Source organism: Paenibacillus sp. JJ1683 (assembly GCF_053006485.1).
Genome location: NZ_CM129820.1, coordinates 332,843 through 352,552 on the forward strand (window position 1 = coordinate 332,843; position 19,710 = coordinate 352,552).

20 protein-coding genes are annotated in these 19,710 nt (G+C 43.9%); 13 read left to right on the plus strand and 7 right to left on the minus strand.

The window, feature by feature from the left end:
* Window positions 1–92 precede the first annotated feature (92 nt).
* The 9 genes from ACUC6J_RS01395 (at window position 93) to ACUC6J_RS01435 (ending at window position 9,824) form a co-directional block, all read left to right on the plus strand.
* A complete protein-coding gene (locus ACUC6J_RS01395) occupies window positions 93–1,346 on the plus strand; it encodes a cation:dicarboxylate symporter family transporter (protein WP_016820186.1) in 1,254 nt (417 codons plus the stop codon).
* A gap of 259 nt (window positions 1,347–1,605) precedes the next feature.
* Window positions 1,606–3,117, plus strand: coding sequence for a methyl-accepting chemotaxis protein (locus tag ACUC6J_RS01400; protein ID WP_025363748.1), 1,512 nt, complete (start codon window positions 1,606–1,608; stop codon window positions 3,115–3,117).
* Window positions 3,118–3,253: 136 nt separating this feature from the next.
* Entirely contained in the window at window positions 3,254–3,616 is a 363-nt protein-coding gene (locus ACUC6J_RS01405; RefSeq protein WP_039276604.1) for a DUF1304 domain-containing protein, read from the plus strand.
* A gap of 159 nt (window positions 3,617–3,775) precedes the next feature.
* Window positions 3,776–5,395 (plus strand): ABC transporter substrate-binding protein, encoded by a 1,620-nt coding sequence (locus ACUC6J_RS01410; RefSeq protein WP_447249633.1) that lies wholly within the window; start codon window positions 3,776–3,778, stop codon window positions 5,393–5,395.
* A 73-nt stretch (window positions 5,396–5,468) separates the two neighbouring features.
* Window positions 5,469–6,419: an ABC transporter permease gene (locus ACUC6J_RS01415; protein ID WP_025363750.1), complete on the plus strand. Its 951-nt coding sequence runs from the start codon at window positions 5,469–5,471 to the stop codon at window positions 6,417–6,419.
* 4 nt (window positions 6,420–6,423) lie between these two features.
* Window positions 6,424–7,269, plus strand: a complete 846-nt coding sequence (locus tag ACUC6J_RS01420) for an ABC transporter permease (protein WP_016820191.1) — start codon at window positions 6,424–6,426, stop codon at window positions 7,267–7,269.
* A 59-nt stretch (window positions 7,270–7,328) separates the two neighbouring features.
* On the plus strand, window positions 7,329–8,366 hold the full coding sequence (locus ACUC6J_RS01425; protein WP_447249634.1) for an ABC transporter ATP-binding protein: 1,038 nt from the start codon (window positions 7,329–7,331) through the stop codon (window positions 8,364–8,366).
* Window positions 8,353–9,324, plus strand: coding sequence for an ABC transporter ATP-binding protein (locus tag ACUC6J_RS01430; RefSeq protein WP_447249635.1), 972 nt, complete (start codon window positions 8,353–8,355; stop codon window positions 9,322–9,324). Before ACUC6J_RS01425 ends, ACUC6J_RS01430 begins: the two co-directional genes overlap by 14 nt.
* Before the next feature lie 47 nt (window positions 9,325–9,371).
* Entirely contained in the window at window positions 9,372–9,824 is a 453-nt protein-coding gene (locus ACUC6J_RS01435; RefSeq protein ID WP_017425649.1) for a hypothetical protein, read from the plus strand.
* A 653-nt stretch (window positions 9,825–10,477) separates the two neighbouring features.
* On the opposite strand, the gene ACUC6J_RS01440 is transcribed toward ACUC6J_RS01435, so the two are convergent.
* The gene (locus ACUC6J_RS01440) at window positions 10,478–11,365 is read right to left on the minus strand and encodes a copper amine oxidase N-terminal domain-containing protein (RefSeq protein WP_017425650.1); all 888 of its coding nucleotides are present in this window, start codon (window positions 11,363–11,365) and stop codon (window positions 10,478–10,480) included.
* Window positions 11,366–12,382: 1,017 nt separating this feature from the next.
* Between ACUC6J_RS01440 and ACUC6J_RS01445 the strand changes: the two genes are divergently transcribed.
* Window positions 12,383–12,745, plus strand: a complete 363-nt coding sequence (locus ACUC6J_RS01445; RefSeq protein WP_017425651.1) for a hypothetical protein — start codon at window positions 12,383–12,385, stop codon at window positions 12,743–12,745.
* A 28-nt stretch (window positions 12,746–12,773) separates the two neighbouring features.
* Here ACUC6J_RS01445 and ACUC6J_RS01450 read toward each other — a convergent pair whose 3' ends face one another.
* From ACUC6J_RS01450 to ACUC6J_RS01460, 3 genes are all read right to left on the minus strand, one after another.
* Window positions 12,774–13,172, minus strand: coding sequence for a hypothetical protein (locus ACUC6J_RS01450; RefSeq protein ID WP_017425652.1), 399 nt, complete (start codon window positions 13,170–13,172; stop codon window positions 12,774–12,776).
* Window positions 13,173–13,540: 368 nt separating this feature from the next.
* Window positions 13,541–13,756 (minus strand): hypothetical protein, encoded by a 216-nt coding sequence (locus ACUC6J_RS01455; RefSeq protein ID WP_225164831.1) that lies wholly within the window; start codon window positions 13,754–13,756, stop codon window positions 13,541–13,543.
* Complete coding sequence (locus ACUC6J_RS01460) at window positions 13,708–14,040, minus strand: hypothetical protein (RefSeq protein WP_017425654.1); 333 nt, start codon at window positions 14,038–14,040, stop codon at window positions 13,708–13,710. The genes ACUC6J_RS01455 and ACUC6J_RS01460 overlap by 49 nt, the downstream gene beginning before the upstream one ends.
* A 1,193-nt stretch (window positions 14,041–15,233) precedes the next feature.
* Here ACUC6J_RS01460 and ACUC6J_RS01465 point away from each other — a divergent pair.
* A complete protein-coding gene (locus ACUC6J_RS01465) occupies window positions 15,234–15,725 on the plus strand; it encodes a hypothetical protein (protein ID WP_025363753.1) in 492 nt (163 codons plus the stop codon).
* Between the two features lie 69 nt (window positions 15,726–15,794).
* On the opposite strand, the gene ACUC6J_RS01470 is transcribed toward ACUC6J_RS01465, so the two are convergent.
* From ACUC6J_RS01470 to ACUC6J_RS01480, 3 genes are all read right to left on the minus strand, one after another.
* The gene (locus ACUC6J_RS01470; RefSeq protein WP_025363754.1) at window positions 15,795–16,259 is read right to left on the minus strand and encodes a hypothetical protein; all 465 of its coding nucleotides are present in this window, start codon (window positions 16,257–16,259) and stop codon (window positions 15,795–15,797) included.
* 445 nt (window positions 16,260–16,704) lie between these two features.
* Window positions 16,705–16,920, minus strand: a complete 216-nt coding sequence (locus tag ACUC6J_RS01475) for a helix-turn-helix domain-containing protein (protein WP_225164832.1) — start codon at window positions 16,918–16,920, stop codon at window positions 16,705–16,707.
* Window positions 16,872–17,204, minus strand: coding sequence for a sigma-70 family RNA polymerase sigma factor (locus tag ACUC6J_RS01480; RefSeq protein WP_447249636.1), 333 nt, complete (start codon window positions 17,202–17,204; stop codon window positions 16,872–16,874). Before ACUC6J_RS01480 ends, ACUC6J_RS01475 begins: the two co-directional genes overlap by 49 nt.
* A 362-nt stretch (window positions 17,205–17,566) precedes the next feature.
* Here ACUC6J_RS01480 and ACUC6J_RS01485 point away from each other — a divergent pair, with 362 nt between their 5' ends.
* Window positions 17,567–18,124, plus strand: a complete 558-nt coding sequence (locus tag ACUC6J_RS01485) for a GNAT family N-acetyltransferase (RefSeq protein WP_016820196.1) — start codon at window positions 17,567–17,569, stop codon at window positions 18,122–18,124.
* A gap of 267 nt (window positions 18,125–18,391) precedes the next feature.
* Complete coding sequence (locus ACUC6J_RS01490) at window positions 18,392–19,690, plus strand: ABC transporter substrate-binding protein (RefSeq protein ID WP_327196902.1); 1,299 nt, start codon at window positions 18,392–18,394, stop codon at window positions 19,688–19,690.
* Window positions 19,691–19,710 lie beyond the last annotated feature (20 nt).

The following is a 19,710-nucleotide window of genomic DNA, read 5'->3' on the forward strand; positions in this document are numbered from 1 at the left end:
TTTATAGTTCGGATTGTAGTATAAATAACATCATTTGAATATTAAGAGCTGCATACTGCAAAAATATACAAACCAGCCAGGGGGGACATGAAGTGAAAAAGATTAATTTAACAATGCAAATCTTTATCGGTCTGGCTTTAGGTATTATTGTTGGTGCCTTATTTTACGGCAATTCAGGGGTGGAAGTCTACTTAAAGCCGATCGGTGATATTTTCATCCGCTTAATCAAGATGATTGTCGTACCTATTGTAATCTCAACGCTCATTATTGGTGTAGCCGGCGTCGGAGATATGAAGAAACTGGGGAAACTCGGCGGGAAGTCGATTCTGTACTTCGAAATTGTAACGACCATTGCGATCCTGTTTGGTCTGCTTGTTGCCAATCTGGTTCGCCCCGGTGAGGGCGTGGACATGTCCCACCTAGCCAAGAGCGATATCCATTCCTATGTGGAGACTGCGGAAAAGTCAGGCCATAACTTTATAGATACGATTGTGCACATTGTACCTACCAATGTTATTCAAGCCCTGGGCGAAGGAGATATGCTGGCTATTATATTCTTCTCTGTATTGTTCGGACTAGGAGTAGCAGCGATTGGTAACAAGGGCAAGCCTGTGCTGAATTTCTTTGAAGGTGTAGCCGACGCCATGTTCTGGGTAACCAATCAGGTCATGCGCCTCGCTCCGTTCGGTGTATTTGCACTGATTGGCACGACAGTGGCCAAGTTTGGATTAGCCTCGTTATGGCCGTTATTGAAGCTTGTACTGTCAGTGTATGGCTCCATGTTACTGTTTATTGTGATTGTCTTTGGAATTATCGCCAAGCTTTGCGGTACCCGTCTCTGGACTATGGTTAAAATTTTGAAAAGTGAGCTGTTGCTTGCATATTCGACGGCCAGCTCGGAAAGTGTCCTGCCTAAGATCATGGAGAAGATGGAGAAATTCGGGTGTCCGAAGGGAATCACATCCTTTGTCATTCCGATCGGATATTCTTTTAATCTGGACGGCTCCACTCTGTATCAAGCACTGGCTGCAATTTTCATTGCCCAAATGTATGGCATTGATTTGCCGATCACGACCCAAATCACGCTGGTACTCGTGCTGATTATTTCCTCCAAAGGTATTGCAGGCGTGCCCGGCGCTTCCTTTGTCGTGTTGCTCGCTACGCTGGGAGCAGTGAATCTCCCGCTGGAAGGTCTGGCCTTTATCGCTGGTATTGATCGTATTCTGGATATGGCGCGTACGGTAGTCAATGTTTTAGGGAACTCGCTTGCGGCTGTAGTCATGTCCAAATGGGAAGGACAATATGATAAAGAAAAAGGCGAGGAATACGTTGCTTCAATTAAATAAGATACATTGAACCGAATAGTGGATACCAAGAGCACCTTTGCGAAGTAATGCAGAGGTGTTCTTTTTGTTTCCAGACTTGTTAACACACTTCCTTTTTCGACATTTTTCGATGTTTTTTGTATGGATATATAGGTATATGGACACGAAAAATAAGTCTTAATACCTATACGATTATAGATTTATTTATAATGATTCTTAATAAAATTCCGATATTAAATTATACCGTTTTATATAACTGGCTTAGAAGGGAAGATCATATATGTTTCTCAAGAAAAATGAGTCTCAATCACTTGCTCCTTTAGTAGAAGAAAGCCGCAAACTCTCACAAAGAATACAGCAAAAGGATTATTCTGCTGCAATACAGGTTTCCTCAGCATCTCCTGAAATTCAAGAAATCGCAAACAATGTCAACCAAGCGATAGAGTCCATGAAAAATGATGCTCAACATGTTGATATCCGTTTGAAGCTTGTTACCAAGGCGATAGAGATTGGCTTATGGGACATGGAGGTCATTGCGGGTGATCCCGTCAATCCAAGTAATACGTTCACATGGTCAGAAGAATTCCGTTCTATGCTGGGATATCAGAGCGAAAAGGAATTCCCAAATGTATTGGACAGCTGGTCATCTCGACTACACCCCGAAGACTATGACAGATCTTTGGCAGAATTGTCTGATCATTTACTGGATACTACGGGGAAAACCCCTTATGACGTACAGTATCGTTTGAGGCTGAAGCATGGAGAATATCGCTGGTTCCGGGCTACCGGAACGACGATCCGTGACCAGCAGGGAGTGCCGCTTCGTATTGCGGGCGCTCTGTTGGATGTGCACGATCAGAAGATTAAGTCAGAGGAGCTTCAGGCGCTAGTTACAAGATATGATCTCATCAACCGTGTTTTGGTGGAGGCGCCATATGACGTCATTCTGGCTGATGGAGACATTGAGAACCCGGATAATATATTTTGGTGGTCCCAGCAATTCCGCCATACTTTGGGCTTTAGGGATGAGCAGGACTTCCCGAGTGTACTAAGCAGTTGGAGTTCACGCATACATCCTGACGATGCCGAGCATGCGTTTAAGGCTGTAGTCGATCATTTGAATGACTATTCAGATCGTACGCCGTATGACATGGTATGCCGCTTACAAAGTAAGAATGGAGAGTACCGCTGGTATCAAAACAGTGGAAGAAGCATACGTGATAGCAAAGGAGTGCCTATTCGCATTGCCGGAACCATCCGTGATATCACAGTGGAAAAGGAAAAGCAGGCTGTTGCAGACGAGCTTACGCTCAAAATTCAGCATCTCTCCGATTCCATTACAGAAATGGTGAACGGTGTTAACTCGGTTAGTAACCAGGCACAGGAATTGGCTACGGCTCAAGAGCAATCGACAGAGGCAGCGAATCAGGCCAAAGTCAGTGCAGAAGAGACGCAAAACATTTCGAACTTCATTAAAGAGATTGCGAATCAAACGAATCTATTGGGTCTGAATGCTGCAATCGAGGCATCGCGTGCAGGCGAGCAGGGACGGGGTTTTGCAGTAGTTGCAGATGAAGTCAGAAAACTTGCCATCCATAGTGCGGATGCGACCGGGAATATCGAGACCAGTCTGGACGAAATGAAAACACTCATCGAGCGAATTCTGCACAACATCGGGAATATGTCTACGCTGACACAAACACAAGCCGCGCTAACACAGCAAGTCAATGCATCTACGGACGAGATCAACAGTATGTCCAAAGCTTTGTTGGATTTTGCGAGAACGATGTAAGGCTTTAGACTTCATGTAAATAGTAGACCGGGCCATAGGCTCGGTCTCTTTACTGCTTTTGGTAGATGAACTATACTTTTTGAGGATCAATCTAAGATGACCTCAGAGTAATTTCATGTGGAAAAGAGGAAGCGATTTGAGCCTACTTAGTTCAATATTGGTTGGAATTGTAGCGCTGGAGCACGTGTACATTTTAGTATTGGAAATGTTTTTGTGGACGACTCCACGCGCGATTCGTACGTTCGGTACCTCGAAGGAACTGGCAGGAGTGACCAAATCCTTGGCAGCCAATCAGGGGCTGTATAACGGATTTCTGGCTGCTGGATTGGTGTGGGGCTTGTTCTATCCCGATCCTGTGATCGGGCGGCAAATCGAATTATTTTTTGTCATTTGCGTAGTAGTGGCTGCAGTGTATGGTGCATTAACGGCTAATAAGTCTATTTTATTAAAGCAAGGTCTGCCTGCCATCTTGGCATTAATCAGTTTGCTGGTCTTCTAAAAGACGCCCTTAACGGGTGTCTTTTTTGCTAATTCGATCACATAATGTCTGCAATGCTAATGACAAGGGGAATAAACAGTTTTTGAACGATTGTAAATCCGACTATTCCGATTTATAATATTTTTCAATACATACTTAAAGAATTTGGAGGCTAGAGCGATGCGTCGTAATTTGACAGGTATATTCGTATTCATCGTATTAATGTTGGTAGTAAGTGCATGCTCCGGCGGAAATTCGGGATCTTCGTCTGCGACGAATGGTAGTGCGTCTGGCACAGATGCAACTACAGCGGATAACGGACAGCCCAAAGATGGTGGCAGCCTGATTATCGGCGTGCAAGCCGATCCGGTGGTGCTGAATCCGAACTATGCGGGTGACCGGGTAAGTCTGACGATAGATCAAGCGATATTTGCACCTTTGTTCCAAGTGAACAATGGCAAGAAGACGTTTTATTTGGCAGATAGCCTGACTCCTTCGGCAGACAAGTTGACCTATACACTAAAACTGAAAAAGGATCTGACTTGGCATGATGGCGAGAAGCTGACAGCTGACGATGTCGTTTTCACGATTAACAAAATTTTAGATGAGAAGCAGCACAGCTTCTTGAGAAGTAATTTTATGGTCAACGGCAAGCCGGTACAGGCGAGCAAGGTTGATGATACGACGGTGGACTTCAGGCTTCCTCAGCCAGCCCCAGCTTTTGAGGCGGCCCTGGTACAGGTATCCCCGATTCCGAAGCACATTTTTGAGAATGAAGCGGATATTGAGAAAAGCACGAAAAACAACACTCCGGTTGGATCAGGTCCTTTCAAATTTAAAGAGTACAAAACTGGCGAGTACGTTACACTTGAACGGTTCGATAACTATTTTGGCGGCAAGCCGCATCTGGATTCTGTGACATATCGAATTGTTAAAGATTCGAATGCTGCCAATTTGGCCCTGCAAAATGGTGAAATCAATGTAAACTATCTCGACCCACAAAACGTAGACACCATTAAAGCGACAGATAAGTTTGACATTTTCCCTTACAGCGAAGGACGCTTGGCATACCTGATGTTTAATGAAAACAGTGATACGAAGCAGTTGAACAAAAAAGAAGTACGTCAGGCACTTTCTTATGCACTGAATCAGGATGAATTGATCCAGGTATCGTATGGCTCCAAAGATTATGCAGATACTGCAAAGTCCGCTTTGACACAGGATGTACTGTATCACACGAATGATGTTGCATTTTTCAATAATGATGTGAACAAGGCGAAGGAGCTGCTGAAATCGGCCGGCGCTGAAGGGCTGAAGCTGCGCATTATCATTCCGGGCGGCAACAAGGTACAGGAAGCACAGGCGCTGTATATCCAGCAGAAGTTCAAGGATATTGGCGTTCAGCTGGATGTGAACAGTATGGATTCCTCAGCGTGGTCGCAAAAATTCGTTGATACGAATGCCAAGGATTTCGATCTGGCGATCAGCGGCTATATCATGGGGTATGACCCTGATGCGTATCGTATTTTGTATAGCACGGGATCGTCCTCCAACTATTCGCATTATTCTAATAAAGAAGTAGATAAGTTGTTGGAAGAGGGCGCGGGTGAGTCGGATACGACTAAACGTGGAGAAATTTATAAAAAGGTACAAGAAATTTTGGCTGATGATGCGGTTATCTACCCGATTGCATACACCAAAACGATTGTGGCCTTCGACAAGCAGTATGGCGGTATTGATCAGGCTGTGTTGAAGCCGGTCGTGATTTTCGAGGATTTGTCCAAAATTTATCACAAATAAGACAGGGTTTTCAAAAAATAAGCTGGGGTAACCAGCTTATTTTTTTCGAAAACAGCAAGGGGAAGGAAAACGTATGAGACAACTCATCGCCAGAAGGTTGCTGCAAGTTATACCGATGCTATTTTTTGTGTCCGTCGTCTGCTTCGGCTTGATCAAGCTGGCTCCAGGTGATCCGGTTCTCTCTTTTGTTACACCGAATATGCATCTGGAAGATATTGAAAGAATGAGGCATAGCTTGGGGCTGGACCAGCCCGCTTATGTACAGTACATATTATGGCTTAAAAAAAGCCTGACAGGAGATCTAGGTTATTCGCTAATTAATCATCAGCCTGTACTGGATCAGATTCTCGACCGTCTCCCGGCGACAGCGGGGTTAATGGGCGCCTCCATCATACTCGCTGTGTTGATTGCAATTCCACTTGGTTTGATTGCTGCGGCCAATCGGAATCGCTGGATCGACAAGCTCATTAATCTAATGTCGTACATCGGTATTTCTGTCCCATTGTTTTGGCTTGGCATTTTGCTTATTTATCTATTTGCAATTTATTTGCATTGGCTTCCAAGTACAGGGATGCGTACGATCGGAACGGACTCGGTGCTGGATGTAATCAAGCATGGAATTTTGCCATGTTTTGTACTGGCCTTTGGCTTTCTATCTGTCTATGTGAGGTACATCCGTTCCAGCACGATTACGCAGCTTAAGGAAGAGTACGTGCAGATACAGTACGCGTTCGGATCTGGACAGCGACTGGTTTTGTTCCGACACGTGCTCAAGCATGTGCTGCTGCCCATCATTACGCTGCTTGGTATGTCGGTTGCGGATCTGGTAGCGGGAGCCATTGTGACGGAGACGGTATTTTCCTGGCCGGGCATTGGCTCGCTGGGCATGACGGCTGTAAAAGGAATGGATTATCCCGTCATTATGGGGATTACTTTATTTTCCGCTTTGCTGCTGATCCTGGGCAATCTGCTGGCAGATATCTTGTACAGCATGGCGGACCCGAGAATTAAATCAACGAGGTGAAAACATGAATCGGAGCAAATGGCGCAACATCGGGATCGAGCTGATGACGAGCAAAATGGGCGCCGTCGCCCTCATACTATTGATCGTATTCTCGCTGGGAGCGATTTTCGCATTTTTATCACCGCAGGACCCGAATAAGCTGAACGTACTGGAGCGCCTCCAACCACCGGGAGGCGCACACTGGTTTGGAACGGACGATTACGGTCGGGACTATTTTACAAGAGCGCTGTATGGCGGTCGTGTATCCTTGCTGGTGGGCTTTGCCTCTATGATTATTGCGACCAGTATTGGTGCAGTGGTAGGCATTGTGAGCGGCTATTTTGGCGGGTGGATTGACAACCTGCTTATGCGGATTTTGGAGCTAATCATGTCGATTCCGTCTTTTCTAGTTATATTGCTGCTTAGTGTGTTTTTGAAGCCAGGCGTTGGCAATATCATTGTCATTATCGCCCTGCTCATGTGGATGAATATCGCCCGGGTGGTGCGGGCAGAGACGATGACGCTGCGCGAACGGGAGTATGTACTATACGCTAAGGCTTCAGGACAAAGTACATTTGGCATTATCCTGAAACACATCGTTCCCAATCTGATTCCAGTCATTATCGTAGGAGCGACGAACAATATCGCTTCAGCCATTATGATGGAATCATCACTGAGCTTTCTCGGCTTTGGTGTTCAACTGCCGAACGCTACGTGGGGCAGTATGCTGAATAATGCCCAAGGTTATATTGCACAGGCACCATATATGGCATTGTTTCCGGGATTGCTTATTTTACTGACCGTGTTGAGCTTTAATGTACTGGGAGATGTACTGCGTGTAGGCTTTGAGCCCAAATTAGTAAAACGGTGATTCACAGCATAGATCCATTAACAATGGCTCCAGGAGCGACAGGAAGGGGCGAAAACACAATGACAGAACATCTGCTGTCTGTCGAACAGCTGGAGGTCTCGTTTTTCACTCGTGGGGGGGAGAATCAGGCCGTTCGAGGGGTTAGCTTTCATATTGATGCTGGAGAAACGGTAGGAATTGTAGGAGAATCCGGTAGCGGCAAAAGCGTTACGGCGAAAGCGATCATGTCGATGATTGCCCCGCCCGGCAAGCGGCTGAACGGCGATATCCGTTACCGTGGAGAAAGTTTGACCGCGCTGACAGAAAAACAATGGCGTAAAATACGCGGTAACCAAATCGCAATGGTGTTTCAGGACCCGATGACTTCGCTGAATCCGGTCAAAAAAGTAGGCTATCACCTGGTCGAGGTGATTCGCAGGCATCGAGGATTGAGCAAGGAAGCAGCTACGCAGGCAGCTGTGGAGCTACTGCGACAGGTAGGTATTACTGAACCGGAGCGTCGAATGAATCAATACCCGCATCAATTCAGCGGAGGGATGCGTCAGCGGGTGATGATCGCAATGGCGCTCTCGTGCAGCCCGGAGCTACTGATTGCTGATGAGCCAACTACAGCGCTGGATGTGACGATTCAGGCGCAAATCTTGGAGCTACTCAAGACGCTCAAGCAGCAATCTGATATGGCGATTGCCCTGATCACCCACGATCTGGGCGTCGTCGCTCAGGTGTGCAGCCGTGTCATCGTAATGTATGGCGGCATGGTGATGGAGGAGGGGCGTGTGGACGATATCTTCTATCGTCCTGGGCATCCATATACGCAGGGTCTGCTGCGCTCTGTACCCCAGCGTACGAACGGCTTCCGTGAGCGGCTGGTGCCGATTGAGGGCACGCCCCCGGATCTGGTGAACCCGCCATCAGGCTGTCCGTTCATGGAACGGTGCCCGCACGCGTTTGCCCGCTGTGCGGAGCGGCCGCCGATGGTGGAGCTGCGCCCAGACCAGCGAGCAGCCTGCTGGTTGAACGAGCCGGACGCCGTGCCTGCCGGAGTCTACGAGACGTCCGAAGCGGGTCGTGCAGAGGAGGGGAATGACGGTGAATGAAGCGTTGAGAGAGGCCAACCATGTGGCGGGTGAGGATCAGCCCTTGGTGGAGGTACACCAGCTTAAGAAGCATTTTGTGACCGCAAAAGATTTGTTAGGGCGTAGCTCTGAGGTGCTCAAGGCGGTTGACGGCGTAAGCTTCCGCATCAAGCGCGGCGAGACGTTCGGACTGGTTGGTGAGTCCGGTAGTGGCAAATCGACAGTTGGACGCTGCCTGACACGGTTATACGATTATACGGAAGGTACGGTATGCTTTGACGGTCAGGATATTTCCAAGCTGAATGACAAGCAGCTCAAGCCGCTACGTCGGCGTATTCAGAGCATTTTTCAGGACCCATATTCCTCGCTTAATCCGGGTATGAACGTGCTTGACCTGATTGGTGAGCCGATGGATATTCACAGATTGCATCAGGGCAGTGAGCGTAAGGATGCCGTAGTGGCTTTACTGGAGAAGGTAGGGCTGAAGCGGGAGCACCTGTACCGCTATTCGCACGAGTTTAGCGGCGGTCAACGCCAGCGGATTTCCATCGCTCGTGCCTTATCCGTGAATCCGGAGTTCATCGTCTGTGATGAACCGATTTCGGCCCTGGATGTGTCCATCCAGGCGCAGGTCATTAACACGCTGGAGGATCTCCAGCAGGAGTTCGGGCTGACGTATCTGTTCATCGCTCACGACTTGTCGATGGTGCGGCATATTTCGGATCGAATCGGCGTGATGTATCATGGACGGTTGGTGGAGGTAGCCGACGCAGATGAACTGTATGAGCAGCCCGCTCACCCCTACACGCAGGCGCTGCTCTCCTCCATCCCTGTGCCTGATCCGAGAGCGGTCGGCGAGCGGCAGAATAGCTTGGCTCAACCCGACGGTTCATGGGTATGGGACAAGGATAGCAACGATGCTGGCGAGCTGAAAGAAATTAGTCCCGGACATTATGTGGCGTACCCGGTTAGCCGTTAGGTTAAGATTGGTTGTACGTGTACATAACCTATAGGAGGTAAAAAACGATGACTGAATCAACGAATAGAGTACGTATTTCCCAGTGGGACGCGCTCATGCTGGAATCTTTACGTTCATTAGGCTGGTCCCCTGAGGAACTCATCCGTCGGGTGCAGCAAAATGAGCTGCCAACGGACGGACAATTTGATTATGCGGAGCTTGCCACCGGGCTGGCGGCCAATGAACCGGAGGTGTTTGTCAGCGCGGTAACAGACGGGTATCAGATCAAGTACAATACGATCCGTGGCATTCGTACGTGGATTGCCGTGGCGCTTGGAGGTGAGCCAGAGCTGTCTCTGGAGGAAGGAAGCGAAGCTGTCACATCCGAACTGACGCAGGCCGAATATGATCGGCTGGAGCAGGTGCTGTCGTTAGGTTGGGTCATTCAGGAGGTACGGCCCGCAACTGGCGATACAGCAGGATTGTACCGCATTGTGCCTGCTGCACAGATTAAAAGTTGACTTTGTAGAGCTCGTTCTGCAAAAGCAACAGATGTGGAAGGTTGCGGTATAAATGTTACTATAAGACATAATCTTTCTGGATAATACTTTATTTCGTTTTTTTATTATGAATAAATATATATAAGGGGATTTCACCTAAATATATGCGAAATTTACATCAAGACAAAAAAATCTATTTTATATAATGGTGAAGTGTTCGGGAATTCAAAACCCCTGTGAAATATGGAGCAAAAAACTCGTTCGTGACTAATGTAGTTTATTTAAACGTAGTAGGTAGGATTCTTCTAACTGGCTATTATACCACCTAAGAGATAAGAGAGGGCGTAAAGACGAATAATCTGACTATGCAGGAAGCGCATGATCTCATATTTGCTATATGAGGAACTAATAATTGTCTAAATATTTTGCTATAGGCTAAGCCAGTATGTTTAAAATTTTTTTACCAAATTCCGAAACATTTACTGGGGAAAATAGGCGATATAATTAGGTTGATGTGAGAGTGTCTAGGCCGATTAGGTGCACCGGTTTAGGCACTCTCGCGCTTACCTATCTGCGGACAGAAGACCCCGATTTAGAAGGTGTGTGGATTGAAGCACTACGTTATTCATAATGTCTATGCGCAATAATTTAGAAAGACATAGCCTTTTTTTGGTTTATTTTTGTTCGCCTGGGATATCAATGAAGAAATTTGTTGGATCAACTAGTTTTTGTCCCTGGGTTATTTCCTTCCCATTATTGTCAATGACACTGTAACTGATTTCTCCAATGGCGGACATAAAGTTAAAATGGGCTACTCGATTTTGAATCGTAGGTCTCAGACCATCTTGTTCTAATAACTTATATGGCAAAAAAGATAGACCATTGCTTTCTTTTTTTGTTGAGTCAAAGCGTGCCGTCCATATTAATTCAACATGATCGTTGCTAGCTTTATAGAAAGAGATTACATCCATTTCCTGAATGAAAAACGAATCTGATTTACCTTCAGGAAAATAATAGTCTGTGTTTAGATTTTCGTACCCTTTGGGGGTAAATTCTTTTAAATTGCTAATTTTAGGGAGTTTGATTACTGCTCCTCTGGATACATTAAGCTTATCAGATGTATATTTCTTTTTTATTTCATTGCTTGCCTTTGCTACATATGCCGTTTGAGATTTTTGATTCCAGGAGACATACGCACCGGATGAATCGGCTATAAATCGCAGAGGCACCATAACTCGTCCGTTTCTTAAAGTTGGAGCAACAGGCAATGTAATTTTTTTTGAACCAATGGTTATATTTTTTTGTCCAACTTTCAAAATTGTTTTTTTACCACTACGATCTATTATCACTGTTTTAGTAGTATTATTCCATGTAATGGATACCTCGGGTAAACTTTGAACAGCATTTAACGGGACCATCGTAGTGCCGTGAGATTGATAAACATCATCAGAGGGGATATTCAAATTATTTACGATAATATGTACCGAAGAAGCCCATACTGCTCCCGCACTTAAAGTAAGACTCAAAACAGAAATACATGCAATTTTTGAGATGAAATTCATTCTTTTTACCTCCAAAAATGTATTTGTTGTTATAGATGGATAAAAAAGATAAATGTTGCCTCCATTTAATGATTATAACATAAAATGGATTGTATGAATCAAATTCCGTGACTCTTCTTACTGTTGTAGATCCTTGTTTTAGTATCTGACAGGCTTACTTTATTCCTGATTTTCCCTTAAACCAGTGCAGTTCCGGAAATCTTGCTTCACACTCTAATTTATTAATATAAGATTGTAACATCACTTTGTTATCAGATTCTTCCGCAAAAGAGGGCTGGAAGAGGTTAGGACTGCATTCCATAGAAATTTCACGTTTGTGATCACGTCTTTCCCAATACCGTATTCGCTAAGCAATTCTATAAAGTTAGCGTCTATACTGTTCAATAACTTCTAACGAAATTTACCGCCCTTATGTTCATACGTGTACATAGGGGAGGGAGTTATCAATTTAGTTAACAACCGTTAAATAGAATGAACATCCCTTCTTCTTCGCCTCTACTTCCATAGCACAATGATGGAACGCAGCGGAATCATGGTACTGCCCTGTGCATGCATACATGATGATTAGCGTAGCGGTTCATGATGTGTGCTTGCCATCTTTGATTCCGCCCACGGCTCTTACGCTCCCTGGGCTGCGTGAAATGAACGACAGGAACGTAAAGCGTTTTGGCCGGGGTGTTCTCGCCCGGCCTAAGCGTCTCTAATTATCGGCGTGAATAACGGACCAGCGGTGCGTACTGACTCTTAGGCGGGCGTTTAGAGTCACTAGCATGAGCCAGCTTCCCTGCTCGCTCCCTTACTTGCCGATCAGCGAGCCTATTTGCTATAGATACCCCGGCCGGTTAAAACCAGCCTTTAGGGTTTCAAACGGCTCATAAAAAAAGGGGTGTTCCTGGATTGATCCAGAAACACCCCTTTATCGTGACAAATTACCTTCTTTTGAGAAGTATGTTTATTTTATGAAAATTCTAAACGGATAATGTATAATAATTGTAAATGGAGTGAGAGGAGAGAACTATGCTGACGAAGCTGAAGAATCCCATTTTTCTTATTTTGATGATTTTCTTGGCTACCTTCACGGTGCGAATTGTATATAATAATCCGCCCGACTATATTTATGATTGGTTGATGGGTGCATACGCCGTTCGTTTGATTGGTCGAACGATGTACGAAAAGTATCAGAACAGTCATAGAACCAGTATTATAACCGACACGATTGTAGAACTGATTATGCTTATGATCTCACTCGGAATTATCCTATTTTTATTTATGTCACAAGAAACATGGTGGCATAAGTCGCTTTTTCTCATAGCAGAATCATATTTCCTCATTCACATCGGCATAAATTCTAAAGAAATCATAAAAAAAGGGTGGAATTGATCCACCCTCTCTTTTTGTGTGTTACTTCTTAGGCTACATCATAGGAAACTGTCGTATAGTAAGTGTAGTATCCCATTGTCGGGCCTTCATGCCATTCCATCCAAATTGTTGACACTACTTTGAATCTGTTGAACTGTCTAGGATTGTCGATAAGATTTTGCAGCAGGCCTACAAAATCCTGTCTTTCAGTATAGGTACTGATATCACGAAGAAGGGCTGCACCAGCTACAACTGTAGTAATAGCCCCAATCCATGCATAGACCACAGGCGGAAGTTTTGCCTGAATAGCTTTAGCACACATTTTAATTCCAAATGAACCGATTGCCCATCCTAATGAAGAAGCCGATTTTCCAGTATATTGTTCGACCATTTCCTTTAATTGATCTTTTGAAAGATATTGTGTGTGTTGAGAATGAACTTGTGCCATATTTAGCTACCTCCAAATTTTTTTTAGACGAGAATTGATGGAGTCGCTGACATCTAAATGGCTCCACATTTATTTGATATCAGTCTTCAATTCCCTTTCACTTATGTAGGTGATTTAAGGCTGTAAATTACAACCAAATTGCGGAAACTGCGAAGACATAACCTTTTGAGATTCATGTACTTTGCCCGATTTATCCCCTACACTTATATAGGAGTTGGGGAGTGTAACTACACAACCGCACAATGAATTTTTTTCTGATCAAAGAAAATGCCTTTTGAACTGTTTAGCCCATGCTGAAGAATGTCGAAGCAAAAACGAAATAAGCTGCTTCCGGTAGGTTCCAGAAACAGCTTTCGATAAAGGATTTCTTATTTTTTCATGATTAGTTTAAGAAGTTGGGTTTTCATACTCTGAGTAGCATCCACTTTTGGCATACGTAAAAGTTTGCTTAATCGTTTAATATCTTGATCGAAATATTGAAAGATTGCATTCATGGCCTCTACATCGGATTGGGTTTGGGCAAGTTTTACTAACTTTATAAACTCATCATCTGACATAATTCGCAAAGAGCCTTTTTCTTCCATTTGTTCACCGCCTGTTGAGTGATTTTGAGTTCTCTGGCTACCTGGGCCTCTGTTTTGTCGTTTATGTAAATTTCATAGATGACCTTTTTGCTTGTTTCACACTCTAATTTATTAATATAAGATTGTAACATCACTTTATTATCAGATTCTTCCGAAAAAGAGAGTTGGAAGAGGTCAGGACTGCATTCCATAGAAACTTCACGTTTGCGATCACGTTTTTCCCGATACTGCATTCGCCAAGCAATTCTATAAAGTTCGCGTCTATAATGTTCAATGGCTCCCAACGAAATTTACCTCCCTTATGTTCATATACGTGTATATAAGGGAGGGAGTTATCAAATTCTATTTAACAACCGTTAAATAGAATGAAGATTCCTTCTTTGTAAAAAAATATATTTTGTTTGCTGTTATTGTAACATTATCGAAAATCTCCTTTTTGCTCTTGTAGGCTGTGATAAGTGAACACCAGGGAAAATATCTTGCAGCGAAGCAAGTCATGTTCCTAGATTTCTTCAAGAACCTCCTTACTTCTCTTCAAAATTCCTAGGGATTTAGCCTTTTACAGGGGCACGACGATGGAGTGCAGCGGAATCATGGTGCTGCTCTTTGCATGCATACAATGTTGATTAACGAAGCTCCGGCGTAGCGTCTCATGATGTATGCATGCCCTCTTTGATTCAGCCCACAGCTCTTACGCTCTGTGGGCTGCGTAAGACGAACGACAGGAACGTAGAGCGCCTTGGTCGGGGTGCTCTCTCCCGGCTTAGGCGCTCTAGTTATCGGCGTGAATAGCGCCCCAGCGGTATATACTGGCTCTTAGATGGACTCTCTTCCCGCCTTAGAGCAGTAGCATGAGCCAGCCTCCCCGCTCTTGTCTTGGCTCACTCCCTTACCTACCGATCAGCCATTCTACTTGCTACAGATACCCCGGCTGGTTTTAACCAGCCTTTAGGGTTGCAACCGGCTCATAAAAAAAGGGTGCTCCTGGAATGATTCAGAAACACCCTTTTATTGCGAAAAATTACCTTCTTTTGCGAAGTATGTTTATTTTTATGAAAATATCAAATAGATAATGTATAATAATTGTAAATGGATTGAGATGAGAGAACTATGCTGACGAAGCTGAAGAATCCAATTTTCTTATTTTGATAATTTTCTTGGCTACCCTAACAGTGCGAATTGTATATAATAATCCACCCCATTATATTTATGATTGGTTGATGGGTATATACGCCATCCGTTTGATTGGTCGGATGTTGTACGAAAAATACCAAATTAAGCATAGGAGCAGTAATGTAACCGATACGATTGTAGAAGTGATTATGGTTATGATCTCATTGGGAATTATCCTATTTTTAATTATGTCACAAGAAACATGGATACATAAGTTGCTTTTTCTAATCGGTGAATCCTATTTCCTCGTTTACAGTAGCTATATTTTTAAAGAGATCATACTAAAAAATAAGGAAGTGAATTGATGAAGAATCGAACTATTAAGATTGCAGTTGTTATTGTTTTAGTACTAGCATGGGGCATTTATGGCACTTATTATTTTTTGAATTTAAAGACCTCTATTCAAAAAGCTGTGTTAGATCAGGTCGATATGGATAATGTCTACCTTCAGATCATAAGAACGCACACTAAAATTACTAATGAACCAACCGATTATAACGTGCATGTGATGGAAAAGAGTGGAGTTAAAACAATATTGGATCAATTATCTGGCATTGAGCTTAAAAAAACAAACGGAATGAATAACGGGGATAAAGTTCCTTTTTACTATACTATTATCATCCGCCCGAAAAGCAATCAGGATTCAACATCGAAGTATGAAATTACATTTAAGAATAATAAGTTAGTATCTATCTTTGATCAGGAAAAAAATAATAGGCAGGAATATATGATAACAAACGAATTCGACTACCATTCGTTCAAAAATTCAATCGATAAACTTTTCCAGAAGGAGTAGTTAGTTTGTATAAAAAAGGTCGGTTGTCAAACTCAACCGACCTTTTTCTCAGTTATTTGGGAATCATTCTTAGAAAACTTCCCATCCATTTCCGGAGTGTGCTTTTTGCACAACGCCATTACCCGAAATAAAACGGATAACGGTACCGTCTTGTAGAGTGTACTCAAGGAACGGGAATTTAATCTGATAAAGATCGTATCTTCCACCGTAAAGGGTAATTTGATTGTTGATTTTATCAATGCCCGCAATACCGTTGCTAATGACATTTTCGACTGTCGAACCCGTGCCTGAGGCAAATAGCGTAGAGGCGAGGGAAGCAATTCCCATTGCTACCCCTACTGGTGTGCTTGCAACGAAGACCAGCCCCAGAACCGTAGCTGTTATTCCTGTCAGCCCTGCTACGATTGCAGCTGTGTTGGCGGAACCACCTCTGAAATTCCCGCTCTCTAATGCGACACGTTGTGCTTCACTCATTTTTAGTAATTGATACGGACTTGCCGTTACTGTTGCTGCATACTCTCGTGATCTTGCCATAATATATCAACCTCCTGATTTTTTGTGAGGAATTGATGGAGTCGCTACCATCTAAATGGCTCCACATTCTTTGATGCTAGTCTTCAATTCCCTCTCACTTATGTAGGTGATTTAAGGCTGTAAATTACAACCAAATCATGAAAATTGCAAAGTACATAAATTTTTTAATTCATGTACTTTGCTCGATTATCCCCTACACTTATATAGGAGTTGGGGGCTGTAACTACACAACCGAATATGAATTTTTTCTAGATTAGGAAAATTCCCCTCTGAATTTGAATAGCCCCTCTAGCTAGAATAGGTGCTGGGATAAATCTTTAATTTATCCTGTATTATGGTCAAGATGTGAGAAGAGTTGAGGAGTCCTTTTCAACTTGACTACAGCAAAAGCTAAATAAGCTGCCTCTGGTAGAGTAACCACAAGCAGCTTATCGCCAAGGACGCATTATTTTTTCATGATGAACTCTAGAAGTTCAGTTTTCATGGTCTGGATGGCATCCTCTTTTGGCATCCGGATAAATTTACTTAATCGTTTAATATCTGGATCGAAATATTGGAAAATTGCATTCATAGCCTCTACATCAGATTTGGTTTGAGCGAGTTCTACTAATTTCATAAACTCATCATCTGACATAAATCGTGAAGCGCCTTCTTTTTCCATTTGTTCACCGCCTGTTGTGTAATATGGAGTTCCTTGGCAACTTGGCCTTCTGCTTTATCGTTTATGTAAATTTCATAGATGACTCTTTTACCTGTCTCAGACCTTAATCTATTAATATATGATTGCATCATTATTTTGTTATCAGACTCTTCCGAAAACGAGGTTTGAAAGAGATTAGGCTTGGATTCTAAAGAAATTTCACGTTTCCGATTGCGTTTTGTACGATACTGCATTCTCCAAGCAATTCTATAAAGCTCGCGTCGGTAATCTTCGATAGCACCCATCTGAAATTTCCTCCCTTTTATTCATATACGTACATATAAGGTAGGAGTTCTCAAAATCAATATAACAACCAATTTATAGAAGTAATATTCTTTTTTTAGCGAATATAATATTATTTTGAATTATTTTGAGACTATTTGAAATTTCAGTGTAGAAACCATTGAAATTCTGTAAAGGGTTTGGGCGATATGGGAAAGCTACTACTAGAAGATCAAGTGTATGCTGGTATGGCTGATGAGCAGGAGCAAAAAGAATCATTTCCGGCAAGCGGAAGGAACCGCTGTTGCAAAAAAGAACAGATGAAGTCAAACTCTCTTTTTTTATGCTATATTTTATACATAAAAAAATAGAGTTGAGGTGCAGCATGACATCAATGACGATTGTCGATCCATCCGTCAAACCAGGAATAGTGGCTTATCAGGCAAGTAATGAAGATCAGGCTGAGATTCAGGAGTTAATTTTAAAGACGGCCAGATGGCTGCACAGCAAGGGTTCCACGCAATGGGGCAAATTACTAAAAGGAGAAGATGATCACAATCTGGGTGGCGCTATTTCACGCGGAGAAGTGGTTATTTTCCGAACCTCAGACGATCATCGCTTGGCAGGCGCAGTGATCTTGCAGCAGCAGCCCAGTGCTTGGGATTGTAGATTGTGGGGATTAGACGGGATGAATTCCGAGGGAGGTACCTCCGTGTATCTGCATCGTTTGGTTGTAGATCGCGATAACACGGGAAAGGGACTGGGCCGTGAGCTTATGCAGTGGATTGAGCAAGGTATCCGCTTCGCAGGCAAGGATCGAATCCGTCTGGATTGTATTGCGGGCAATGACAAGCTTAGCGGTTTTTACCAACAATGTGGCTATACTTATATAGGCGAAACAAATGGCTATAACACTTTTGAAAAGATGCTAATAAAGTCATAGAAAACGGAATTATAATTGAAGGAATACAAAAGAAGGAAGCAGGTGATCTGCATTCTTCTTTTTTTTGTTGTGCAGACCTTTACGTCCTCGTGATGTCTTTCTCTTGGTTACTGTCATATCAGAGCCACTCAAAAGAAAAAAATTTATATAAAAATGAAAATGGGGATATCGCGCTTTCTCCTTCTACATATGATGATAGGGAAAGTTTTGTAAGCGCTTCAAAGAAGGGTGATATACAACCATGCGAAGCTACAGGAGGCGGTTAAGGTGGACAATTACATGAGTTGGATAAAAATTGGATTTTTCCTCAGCATTCTGTTTTTACTTGCAACGGCATGCAGCACTTCTCCCAAAATAGAGAATACAGATGGACAAAAGGTGCGGCTTACGATGCAGGTTTGGGGTAACCCTGCGGAGGTGAAGGTGTATCAGCGGGCACTGGATGCATTTGAAAAAGAGAATCCGAATATCGAAGTTAAGCTGGTACCAGTACCGGGAGACCAATATGAGCAAAAGCTGTTGACACAGCTACAGGGAAGTCGCGGACCGGATGTCTTTTATTCATATGAGTCGACGATTGCGCGTTTGATCGGAGCAAAACAGGTGCAGCCTTTGGGTGAATTTTTAAAAAGTGAGGCAAGTGACGTGAAGGCCGAGGATTTTCCGGAAGGATTATGGGGTCCGGCCAAGCGTGATGGGGAAATCTATGGGGTCACTCCTGACTCAAACCCGATGGTCATGTACTACAACAAAAAGGTATTTAAGGAAGCAGGTGTGAAAACACCGCAGGAATACTATGATGAGGGCAAGTGGAACTGGGACGCCTTTGAGGAGGTTACATCCAAGCTGAAGGCCGCCGGAAAGCAGGGCTATATTGCGGAAAACTGGTGGGCTCACTGGTATTCATGGGTGTGGTCGAATGGTGGCCGGATCTTTGATGAACAAGGCAAGTATGTGCTGGACCACAATGAAAAGGGCAAGGAAGCGTTCGCTTTTATGTACGATATGGTGAAAAAGGGAAATGCGGTATACCTTGGCTCACTCCCAAAAGGGCAGGGGGCAGATGCCATGTTCATGTCCAATCAGGTCGGCATGCTGGCGGCAGGAAGATGGCTGGAGCCCTTGTTTAGCCAAAATAAAAGCCTCGACTTTGATTATATCTACTGGCCCTCCAACACTGGTAAAAATGAGCCTGTCGCCATCCCGGTTGCATATGTAGCTGTCAACAAAAACAGTCCGCATGTGCAAGAGGCCATGAAGCTGGCAGCCTTCTACGTCTCTGTGAAAGGACAGGAGGTGCGGCTGGTTGAAGGTGGCAATGCCATGGGTACGCTTGCTGCCGCAGATGAGAGCATCATGAAAAAGGCGACGATTGAGCACTCGGGCTATCTGACTGAGGGACGAGATAAAGGGCATGCTTATGGTTCTGCATTGGCGTATGATGCACAGGTGCCGGGGTTGAACTCCGATATCACGGAAACCATTGACCTGATGTTCCTGGGCAAGCAGGATGCTGCGACAACTATTGAGAAGTTGAACCAGATCATATCCAAGGCGGTCAAGTAAACACGGGATGTGCCGTGACC